Raw genomic sequence first — 9693 nt, 5'->3', positions numbered from 1 at the left:
AAATAAGACATCTATAACTGTACCTTCAAAAGCTAATCTAGAAGATGTTAAGGTAAAAAGTGGAGAAATTGAGATTAGACCAGATGAATTGGCTGATATTAAAGCTGAGATTAAGCAATTACTAAACAAGATTGCTGACAATCCCATAACTGCTAACGAATCTGTTGCTGTTGAAATTATCAAGGTACAAATTAATGATAATCCTACTCTTAAGCAGCGACTAATATGTGCTTTGAAAGCAGGAGGAATTGAGGGATTAAAAGCATTATTTAATCATCCCGCGTTCTCTATTCCTGTTGAGACAGTTAAGGGATTCCTGGATCCAGAATAGTATCCTCAACAGGTGGTGTATCGAAAAGGCGGTTTAGGCAGGCGATCGCCCCTCTTGCTAAAACCCCAACTTCTGCACCGCCCTCGGTTTCACTACCCAATCGCACTTACTGCCTTCTTTTTCTATTCTGGACTAACCTCTAAATACCGTTACAAAGTCCCCAAATCATTAGTGATTGGGGATTATATATTTTTTAATAGAGTGTGGGATTTGGGCGCGTGGGGAGAAAGAATAGGGAATATTATATAGCGGTTTTTATAGTAATGATATATATATAATATAGCAATTTTCATAGCTATGAGGTACACAATTTCTGGATTTTAGGGAACAGGGAACAGGGAACAGGGAACAGAGAAGATGGAAGATGGAATAAGGAATAGGGATGTGCTGCATCAAGAAAGGGAATTAAAGTCAAAGAATACTGTATGTACCTCATAACTGCGAGAAACGCTATAATAGAATATAGGATTTTTACCGACTCCCGACTCCCTTTACAATATGTACAAGCTCACAATTAATAAAATTGGGAATTCCCTAGGCATAACTCTACCTGAAGAGATCCTACAACAGCTCAATGTTGGTGTTCGCGTAGCGTGGCCTTTTGGCCAGGGAGATACTGTATTTATCACAGAAACCGCTGATGGTGTTGAAATCACCACGAAAGACCCTGAGTTTGAAACGGTAATGGCAGCTTATCAGAAAGTCAGCAAGAGGTATGAAAATGCCTTGAGGGAGCTGGCTAAGTGAGGGAACCGCTGTGGATAAATGATGGAAAGATTAGCAACAGACCAAGAAAGCCAAAATGCGATTGCTAAGTGGCTAGAAGCAAATGTCGGTACTTAATTTGATGATCCATACTAATCAAATACGGATGCTAGACTGGGTTGAATATAACCTAAAATGACCCTCCCAAGGTTTTTGACGTTGGGAGTTTTTTTACTGTCTGCTAACCATAACTCTGGTATAGATAAGTTTTCCATTTGAGATGTAAACGGAAAAGGTCTTTTTTTAGTAAAATTAAAAACTCTAGAGCTCTTGCCCCTCTTGCCTCTTGCCTCTTGCCTTTTGCCTTTTTCGACCATCGATTAATTTACAACTCGTTTGGAAAACCTCTACAGCGTTTTTCATAACTATTAGGTACACAGGATTTTTTCACTCTTGCCTATTGCCTATTGCCTCTTGCCTCAATTTAGCCAATTCCTCCTGAGCAAACTCTCGCAGTTTAGGATCGGAGTCATGGTCTGCTCTATCCTGCAATAAGGATCGGGTTTGGGAATGGTTAGGATAATATTCGAGGATGGCCTTAAGGGCTGCTTCTCGAGGATTGTCATCCCAGAATTCCTTACGCTCAAAGGGGTCATGGAGAGTGCGAACGCATAAAAATTCAAATAACCAAGGCTGGTCGTGCCAACCTTGAGCTAACTGTTCAATTGCTGTAACTCGCATATCCGAATCAGTATCAGAGCGAGCCCATGCTTGAAGTAGGGCTAAGGTATCTGGGTGGTCTTGGTAACCTTGAGCTAACTGTACAATTGCTGTACGTCGCACCGACGAATCAGTATCAGAGCGAGCCGATTCTTGAAGTAGGGCTAAGGTATCTGGGTGGTCTTGGTAACCTTGAGCTAACTGTTCAATTGCTTCACGTCGCACCGACGAATCAGTATCAGAGCGAGCCCATGCTTGAAGTAGGGCTAAGGTATCTGGGTGGTCTTGGTAACCTTGAGCTAACTGTACAATTGCTGTACGTCGCACCCACGAATTTTTATCAGAGCGAGCCCATGCTTGAAGTAGGGCTAAGGTATCTGGGTGGTCTTGGTAACCTTGAGCTAACTGTTCAATTGCTGTAGCTTGCACATTCCCATCTTGATCAGAGCGAGCCCATTTTTGAAGTAGGGCTAAGGTATCTGGGTGGTCTTGCCAATGGGTGGCTACTGCTACCACAGCGTTAGTGCGAATATCACTATCACTGAATCTTTTTCTATTTTGACTGGCGGGGCGACAATGTCGCCTGTAGACTAGATGGGCAGAGGGATTGAGACAAGTGACAAAAAAAGATAGGCTGAAGATATTGCACTTCCTACCTATCAAAATTTAATGTTACCTGAATTATATCAAATCCATTTTGAACAATACCTAAAAGAGTCAGATTATCTATTGTTTGAGATAATCATTAATCTTGTACAATCCATAAAACAGGTAAGTTTAGAAAAACTAGCAGCATCCTTACCCTTGCCAATTAAGTATGAAAGCAGAAGAAAAAAACTCCAAAGATTTTTGTCTTTGACAGAATGGGATGTTAACACAATTTGGTTATCACTAATTACCCAGTGGATTTCTCAATCAATTGACAAACAAGAAGTCCAGCATATAGCCATAGATCGAACTAGATGGCAGTCAGTAAATATCTTAGTAATTAGTTTAATTTATCAGAGAAGAGCAATCCCCTTGTATTTTGAACTATTAGATAAAAAAGGAAATAGTAACTATGACGAGCAAACTCAAGCTTTAGAAAAAGTATTAGGCAAGTTTACCAAATATAAAGTTGTCGTGCTAGGGGATAGAGAATTTTGCTCAGTGGATCTGGCAACTTGGCTCAAACAGAAGGATGTATACTTTTGTTTACGTCTGAAAAAGAATCATTTTATTGAACAAGAAACTGAAATTTGGACTCAGTTACAACACTTAGGTTTAAAGCCAGGAATATCTTTTTATCTTCAAGGCATAAAAATTACTAAAACCAAACAAGTATTGGGATTTGATTTGGCAGCTAAATGGCAACAAAAGCGTTGGGGAATGAACGCAGATGAAGGGTGGTTTATTTTAACTAACTTGGGGTCACTCACACTGGCTATTGAGGGTTATAAAAAACGATTTGGTATAGAAGAAATGTTCCGATATTTAAAAAAAGGAGGCTATAACTTAGAAGGAACTAAACTAACTGGTCAACGGTTAGTTTCTATTTTGATTAGAATTAGTGTTGCTTATACAATTAGTACCTTTAGTGGACAAATAATTAAGCGCAAGTGCATCCAAGACTATGTAGGTAGAGTGAAAGAAGTAAAACGCATTTTTTCTCGACATAGTAATTTTTATATTGGATTATATGGTTACAACTGGGTTAATTTTTACTCTCAAGTTGATCAACTTGTTGATAAGTTAATGAAGTTATCCCCAAATAAACGCCCATTTTATCAACGAGGTCTCAAAGCTATGACCTTGATTATATCCGCTTTCTAGCTACTCTTGTCACCCCGCCAGCTATTTTGATCATAATTAATTAAGTCTTTGACGCGATTCAGTAATGTAGTATCTGTTGATTTAATCTCATAGCGATTCCTCACCTCAGATAAAAAATCTGCTGCCAAAAATAAATTTCCAAACCTATTACTCTCTCCATATTGTGCTATCAAATACTCAATAATTTCTCCAGCTTTTCTGGAATCAATCATGCCCACAATCAACCTCAGCACTTCATGCCAAGATTCATCCCGCCAGTGCTGACCAAATACTTGGGTTTGTAACTGTTCTAGGTCAATCTTCTGGGTTTTCTCAAATTTCCTGACAAATTCCCAAGCACAGAAATATTCCAAAAATGTCCGATGCACAAAGGCGTAGTAATCTGCTCCCATGAAACACAAGATAAAATTGCGGGTGCGCAACTGATTAATCATTACCTTAGCCACCGCTCTTGGATTAGTAACTTCCCGTAGTTTCAACTCCTCGAAGATAATCCGTTCTAAATCCTCTGCACTAATCAGATTTCCCGCTAATCCTGCTTGATTACCCTGCATGAAATCTGCCACTTTTCCCAGCATCTGTTGCTTATCTTGATAATCAATTGTCTTGGGGTCAAGACGATTATCTTCTAGTAATGCTCGTTCCACATCCCATCGATGGAGCAGTAATCGAGAGGATTGGTTATAGAGTTCAGAGCGGTCACGAGGCAATTCTTGATTGCGATTCAGGATTGCCATCATGGTTAGTAATAGGGGATTTTGCGCCAGTTGTCGAATCGGGGAGGATGTATTGATTGCTTTTTGTAAGCGCTCCCGTTTCCTAACTTTATCGGCTTGATCCGTAAAGGTTAACTCATGCCAGTGCTCGATAAACGTTTTAATTTGTTTTGAGTCCAAGTCTTGGAGCATAACATGACGAAATTCAGCATCCCGTAGCCGTTGGGGTTTATAACCAATTACCCGAGATGTCACAATTACTCTTACCTTGGGATAGGTATTGGTAAAGCGATGAATATCCGTAATTACATCCTCTCGTTTCCCTGGCTCAAACACTTCATCCAAGCCATGGCCGTTGGCCACGCTACGCGAACAAACATCACTAAGGCTTTACCAGCTTTTAACTTCTCATCAAGGTAATGTTGATTGAGATGACATATCGCTCCACTGCTTTGATGACAGAATTCCAAGAAGTTATTACACTGTCCATTATCGCGATTCCGGATATAAGTGCGTAATTCAATCAGTAAGGGAATTGGTAGAGAAAGGGCAGTAGTTAGATCGGTTCTTGCCCACTCCAATGCTAAATATTGCAACAAAGTAGATTTACCAGAGCCTGGGTCTCCTAAAACCACCAAATACCGATAGCCTTGAGAGTCCTTGATCACATCTAATACAGATTTAATTGGCTGTTGATAATAAAGCTTTTTAGATTTTTCCAGCTCCTTTTGGTCAATTTCCTGTTCTAGTTGACCACTCTCTAGCAGTTTTTGATAATAATCTTTAGGCAGTTCATGAATCGCCTCTGGCATCAAGTCATGAACCTCTCGCACATTTTGGGGGATAAATATCGTCCAGAGTTTTAGTTGATTATAGGCAGAGCCATCGGTATCTAAACTATCTAATTTAACATTACCGTAGCTCTCTAGGAGTGCTTCTTGATATTCCCTTAAGTTAAAGTCTGGGATAATGCCTGCTGTAGCGTTAGTGTTTTTTGCGATCGCGTAGCGTAGCCCTTCGGGCTAATCGCATCTAACGTTTGGGAATCCCAGATAGGCCGTAACTTATCCGATTGCTTGATGATAGTTTGTACTTGCTTGAGATATTGTCTACCAATATACTTCCAACGAAATTCTTCCGGTAATGATAATAACTTCAGCTCAACCCAAGTCTTGGCTAATGTATCGGTATCTATTTGTTGACAGCCATAGTTAAAGGCACTTCCCAGGATAGCTTTAACGGATTGGTTATTAATATACTGCTTGAGGGGTTTAGTATATTGTTTTATTTCTTGCTTAGATAGGTCAGCAACCTTTAATTCTTGTCCAACTAAAGCCACAAAAGCTTTTAAGGCTTTAACCAAGAGTTTTTTCTGGGTATCTTGATCCGATAGTCCGCTATACTCTTTGATAGATTCTTTGAAAAAATCCTTAGTGTAGTCTTCTAGAGCGTCTTTGGCCAACGGACCGATCACTTCCTTGGCGAGATAGCCACCAGCACTAGAAATTCCCCACAGTGCTAACCAATCTAGCATGATCTTGGTAGTTGTTTTTTGGTTTATCTATTATTATAGATCTTTAGGGAGCAGGGAGCAGGGAGCAGGCAAGAGGCAAGAGGCAAGAGGCAAGAGTTGGGACAGCCTGCCCCGTCATGAACCACTGTTCGGTCAAAAAATTGTAAACCCTAAAGGCATTTAAGGTTAAGATTTCAGGCTAGACCGCACTTAGTAACAGCCTCGCTAGTTTTCCGTATTATAAGTAGGAAAGTCAGTATAACCTTCTTTACCTGGAGAATACCAAAATTTCACATCTGGAATAGGATTAAGGGGCCAATTATTAGCGAAGCGATCAACCAAATCTGGATTACTCAGAATCGGTCTTCCGAAAGCAATTAAATCCGCCACACCTTCTTGAATTGCAGCTTCGGCTGTTTCTTGAGTATAGCCGCAATTACCAATAATTGGACCATCAAAAACGTTTCTAAGCTCAGCCAAAGTTATCGGTTCTCCTAATTCATGAAATCCAAACGCCAACCCATCTAATACATGAATATAAGCTAACCCATAACTGTTTAACTCTTTAGCTACATAAAGAAATGTTTCACGATAATCCACAGACCCCATATCATTAAATAAACCATTAGGAGACAAACGAACCCCCACTCTATTCACTGGAAAAACAGTTATTACAGCTTCGATTACTTCTTTGAGTAAACGATATCGATTTTCAATGCTACTCCCATAGTTATCTGTTCTTTGGTTGGTTTTAGATTGCAGAAAAGAGTCCAGTAAATAACCATTAGCTGAATGAATCTCTACCCCATCAAAACCTGCCTGTTTGGCATTTTCAGCCGCTTTTTTATAGTCTTCTACTATTTGGGGGATTTCTTCAGTTTCCAGGGCTCGTGGGGTTTCGTGAGGCTGTTTTCCCTGAGGGGTATGAACATATTCTTCGTTAATTTTAATGGCTGAAGGAGCAACAGCTAGCTTACCATCATGGAAACTACTATGAGAAGCCCGACCACAGTGCCAAAGCTGCAAAAATAATGGCGTATTCTTAGAGTGTACACTACTAACAACTTTTTTCCACCCTTCAGTTTGTTCCAGAGTATAAATACCAGGAGCATTTACCCAACCGTTAGCTTGAGGGGAAATAAAAGTACCTTCAGTGATAATTAGACCTACTCCAGTTCTTTGAGTATAATATTCCACCATTAAATCATTGGGAATACCCAGATTAACTGCTCTACCTCTAGTTAAAGGAGGCATTACTACTCGGTTTTTTAAAGATAAATCACCTAATTCAAAAGGGCTTAGTAGTTTGGACAAAGATAGTGGAGCTGTCATTTATTGTTCCTCTCAATTTAAATTGAATCAAATCCATTTCAACAAAAATAGGGCATCACTTCTTTAGCAAAAAGCCTCATCGAAGCGGCAGCATTTTCTACGGAAATGGTGTTAAAATTTACCTGCATAGAGGCGAAGTCAAAGCCCCCAACTTGTTCATAGTAGCCACGGATTGTCTTTCGCAATTGTTCAGGTGTACCAATCCAAGCAGCTCCCTTCTCTACCTGAGATTCAAAAGTTTCTTGCTTTAGTCCAGCAATGATTTTGTTGTAGCGATCATAGTCTGGGTAATGGGTATCGATTAACCAATCAGAAGCCGCTTCTAGCAAAGATTTCAAATACTCGTTCAAGGGTTGACGAGCAATTGCGATCGCTTCCTCTGAGGTTGGGGCACAAAACATCTGAAAAGCCAACATTACCCGACCTTGGCCTTGATGACCAGCCGACTTCCAGGCATCTCGATATAGCTTAAGTAACTCAGCCATTTTCCCAACTGCCAAAGGCACTGCCATGATTCCATACCCCTTGTGACCAGCAGCCACAAAGGATGCGGGGGTAGCCAGAGCAACTACCCAGAAAGGAGGACGGGGAGTTTGAGTAGGACGGGGCAAAGACGTAACGTTATCAAAGCGATGAAACTGACCCTCCATGGTCACATTTTCTTGTTCGAGCAGGCAACGTACCTGTTCCATCCCTTCCTCAAGGCGGCTGCGGCTCTCGTTCATATCAATGCCAAATCGGGCAAATTCATGGGGAAGAAATCCACGAGCAAAGCCAACTTCCACACGTCCGTTGGAAATGGCATCGAGCATACCAATTTCGCCAGCTAATTTGAGTGGATTGTTGAAGACAGGCAAAACAGCTCCAGTGATCAGGCGAGCCTTTCGAGTTCGTTGGGATGCAGCAGTCAGAAAAACAATGGGATTAGGGCTATATCCGCCATATTGGTGGAAGTAGTGTTCGACAATCCTAATATTAGTATAACCGAGTTTATCACACAGACTGACCAGATAGAGAGCTTCGTTAAAATACTGGGCTCCTGACTTCTGTTGAGGGCTAACATCGGGCAAAAACTGTAAACCAAATTCCATTATTTTTAGGTTAGGGTTAAAAACTAAAAATGCGATCGCTACTTTTCAGTGATGGTGGCTTCAATATGTATAACACGAGGCATTAAAATTAGGACATTGATACAAGTAGCAAAAGGGTCGCACCTGTGGAATGGGCATCTGGCGTGGAACGGGCATCTTGCCCGTTACAATCTTCCGGCGGGCAGGATGCCCACTCTACTCCTATTCAAAAGAAGATTCAGCAACGCGAAATTCTAACTTCTAAATTCTAACTTCTAACTTCTAACTTCTAACTTCTAACTTCTAAACTAAACCCCGGTAACACCTCATCTCCTGTTAACACTACAGGCATTGCTACTACTTTTACAGGTTGCTTAGCCAGATAAATTTCTACCAGTTTATCCTGGGGATTAATCAACCAACCCAAACGCAAGCCACTGGCTAAATACTCTTGCATTTTCTCCTGTAACGGCTTTAATCGATCTGTCCGTGAGCGCAACTCAATCACAAAATCGGGACAAATCGGTGGAAAACCTTCTCTTTCTTTTTGATTCAGTGCTTTCCATCGTTCCAGGGCTACCCAAGATACATCGGGAGAGCGATCGCCACCACCTGGTAAACTAAACACAGTCTGAGAACTGAAGACAACCCCCAACCGAGTCTGACGATTCCAAATAATTAAATCACCAATCAGATTCGCCTCAATACTTCCACTTTCTCCGCCTAAAGGAGTCATAATAATTAAATTACCTTGAGGTGAACGTTCAAGCTGTAAATCAGGATTTGCCTCACACAAGCGATAAAACTGCTCTCTGGTCAGAGTGGTAATGGGCTCTAGATTTAATACTGTGGTCATCCTAATTATCCTCAATATTCAAAAAACCAGCGATGCACAGAATTTTTTCCCTGTTCCCTATTCGCGACTCCCGATTCCCGACTCCCGACTCCCGACTCCCTAAAATAAATAGATTATCCGCCCCTAACGCTGATTCTGCAATTTTCTCATTTCCTCTTGTACCCCCACTGCCACTTGCAAGGCTTGGTCTAGCACTCGTCCATACTCACTGGCCTGATCACTCAAGTGCAGGGCTGTCAACGTAGTTAAATTAGTAGTAAATAGCTGAGGATTCTTAGTAATAAACTGCTTATTCTCCCTGAGAATTCGTTCTGTCTTCAAGGCACGCACTAAATCCGTTTTCATCACCCCAAGGGCTTCGAGCACTCGCTCCCGATTACTGAGACCAACACCTGGATTACCAGCTTCTTCCAATTGATCATTAATGTGTACAGCTCTAATCACGGTATTGTATCGATCCACTTCTTTCACCAGCCGTCTAACTGCCTTATATTTCAGCCAGAGAAAGGACCCTCTACCCAATTTGATCAGGAAATCTCCTGGTTCTTTTGGTTTCTCTAGGAAAAAACCTCTGACTCGCTCTGGCTTCTCCCCAATCAAATTGGATAGATAGTCCTCTGAAATCACCAAGTCCTGCA

The 9693-nt window shown here is 41.1% G+C and carries 13 protein-coding genes and 1 pseudogene; 4 read left to right on the top strand and 10 right to left on the bottom strand.

Annotation, left to right across the window (positions count from 1 at the left end; translation table 11 throughout):
* Nucleotides 1-331: pseudogene (locus F6K38_RS29270) on the top strand (hypothetical protein); the annotation flags it as partial.
* Here F6K38_RS29270 and F6K38_RS29265 read toward each other — a convergent pair.
* Nucleotides 306-437: a hypothetical protein gene (locus F6K38_RS29265; protein WP_287358579.1), complete on the bottom strand. Its 132-nt coding sequence runs from the start codon at nucleotides 435-437 to the stop codon at nucleotides 306-308. The pseudogene F6K38_RS29270 and the gene F6K38_RS29265 overlap by 26 nt on opposite strands.
* Nucleotides 438-626: 189 nt before the next feature.
* A complete protein-coding gene (locus tag F6K38_RS29260) occupies nucleotides 627-767 on the bottom strand; it encodes a hypothetical protein (protein WP_287263918.1) in 141 nt (46 codons plus the stop codon).
* A 62-nt stretch (nucleotides 768-829) separates the two neighbouring features.
* On the opposite strand from F6K38_RS29260, the gene F6K38_RS29255 reads away from it, so the two are divergent.
* Nucleotides 830-1078 carry an AbrB/MazE/SpoVT family DNA-binding domain-containing protein gene (locus F6K38_RS29255; protein ID WP_287358577.1) on the top strand — a complete coding sequence of 83 codons (249 nt, stop codon included), beginning with the start codon at nucleotides 830-832 and terminating at the stop codon, nucleotides 1076-1078.
* A 405-nt stretch (nucleotides 1079-1483) separates the two neighbouring features.
* On the opposite strand, the gene F6K38_RS29250 is transcribed toward F6K38_RS29255, so the two are convergent.
* Nucleotides 1484-2419, bottom strand: coding sequence for a HEAT repeat domain-containing protein (locus F6K38_RS29250; RefSeq protein WP_287358575.1), 936 nt, complete (start codon nucleotides 2417-2419; stop codon nucleotides 1484-1486).
* Between the two features lie 6 nt (nucleotides 2420-2425).
* Here F6K38_RS29250 and F6K38_RS29245 point away from each other — a divergent pair, with 6 nt between their 5' ends.
* Complete coding sequence (locus tag F6K38_RS29245) at nucleotides 2426-3568, top strand: IS4 family transposase (RefSeq protein WP_287358573.1); 1143 nt, start codon at nucleotides 2426-2428, stop codon at nucleotides 3566-3568.
* On the opposite strand, the gene F6K38_RS29240 is transcribed toward F6K38_RS29245, so the two are convergent.
* The 5 genes from F6K38_RS29240 to F6K38_RS29220 all read right to left on the bottom strand — a co-directional run bounded on the left by F6K38_RS29240 (nucleotide 3565) and on the right by F6K38_RS29220 (nucleotide 8220).
* On the bottom strand, nucleotides 3565-4647 hold the full coding sequence (locus tag F6K38_RS29240; protein ID WP_287358572.1) for an NACHT domain-containing protein: 1083 nt from the start codon (nucleotides 4645-4647) through the stop codon (nucleotides 3565-3567). The genes F6K38_RS29245 and F6K38_RS29240 overlap by 4 nt on opposite strands.
* On the bottom strand, nucleotides 4590-5252 hold the full coding sequence (locus F6K38_RS29235; protein WP_502709611.1) for an NACHT domain-containing protein: 663 nt from the start codon (nucleotides 5250-5252) through the stop codon (nucleotides 4590-4592). The genes F6K38_RS29240 and F6K38_RS29235 overlap by 58 nt, the downstream gene beginning before the upstream one ends.
* Nucleotides 5234-5818: a hypothetical protein gene (locus F6K38_RS29230; RefSeq protein WP_287358566.1), complete on the bottom strand. Its 585-nt coding sequence runs from the start codon at nucleotides 5816-5818 to the stop codon at nucleotides 5234-5236. The genes F6K38_RS29235 and F6K38_RS29230 overlap by 19 nt, the downstream gene beginning before the upstream one ends.
* Before the next feature lie 204 nt (nucleotides 5819-6022).
* The gene (locus F6K38_RS29225; RefSeq protein ID WP_287358564.1) at nucleotides 6023-7129 is read right to left on the bottom strand and encodes an alkene reductase; all 1107 of its coding nucleotides are present in this window, start codon (nucleotides 7127-7129) and stop codon (nucleotides 6023-6025) included.
* Nucleotides 7130-7167: 38 nt separating this feature from the next.
* Nucleotides 7168-8220: an LLM class flavin-dependent oxidoreductase gene (locus tag F6K38_RS29220; protein ID WP_287358562.1), complete on the bottom strand. Its 1053-nt coding sequence runs from the start codon at nucleotides 8218-8220 to the stop codon at nucleotides 7168-7170.
* A gap of 125 nt (nucleotides 8221-8345) precedes the next feature.
* On the opposite strand from F6K38_RS29220, the gene F6K38_RS29215 reads away from it, so the two are divergent.
* Entirely contained in the window at nucleotides 8346-8471 is a 126-nt protein-coding gene (locus tag F6K38_RS29215; RefSeq protein WP_287358560.1) for a hypothetical protein, read from the top strand.
* A gap of 17 nt (nucleotides 8472-8488) precedes the next feature.
* Here F6K38_RS29215 and F6K38_RS29210 read toward each other — a convergent pair whose 3' ends face one another.
* Both F6K38_RS29210 and F6K38_RS29205 read right to left on the bottom strand, forming a co-directional pair.
* The gene (locus F6K38_RS29210) at nucleotides 8489-9055 is read right to left on the bottom strand and encodes a Uma2 family endonuclease (RefSeq protein ID WP_287358557.1); all 567 of its coding nucleotides are present in this window, start codon (nucleotides 9053-9055) and stop codon (nucleotides 8489-8491) included.
* 123 nt (nucleotides 9056-9178) lie between these two features.
* Nucleotides 9179-9693, bottom strand: a 515-nt coding sequence (locus F6K38_RS29205; RefSeq protein ID WP_287358556.1) for a hypothetical protein, incomplete at its 5' end; no start/stop codon positions are given.

Origin of the sequence: Moorena sp. SIO3B2, assembly GCF_010692525.1 — a bacterium.
Lineage (GTDB): Bacteria > Cyanobacteriota > Cyanobacteriia > Cyanobacteriales > Coleofasciculaceae > Moorena > Moorena producens.
The sequence above is the reverse complement of the archived record's forward strand: the minus strand, read 5'-3'. Positions and strand labels throughout refer to the sequence as shown.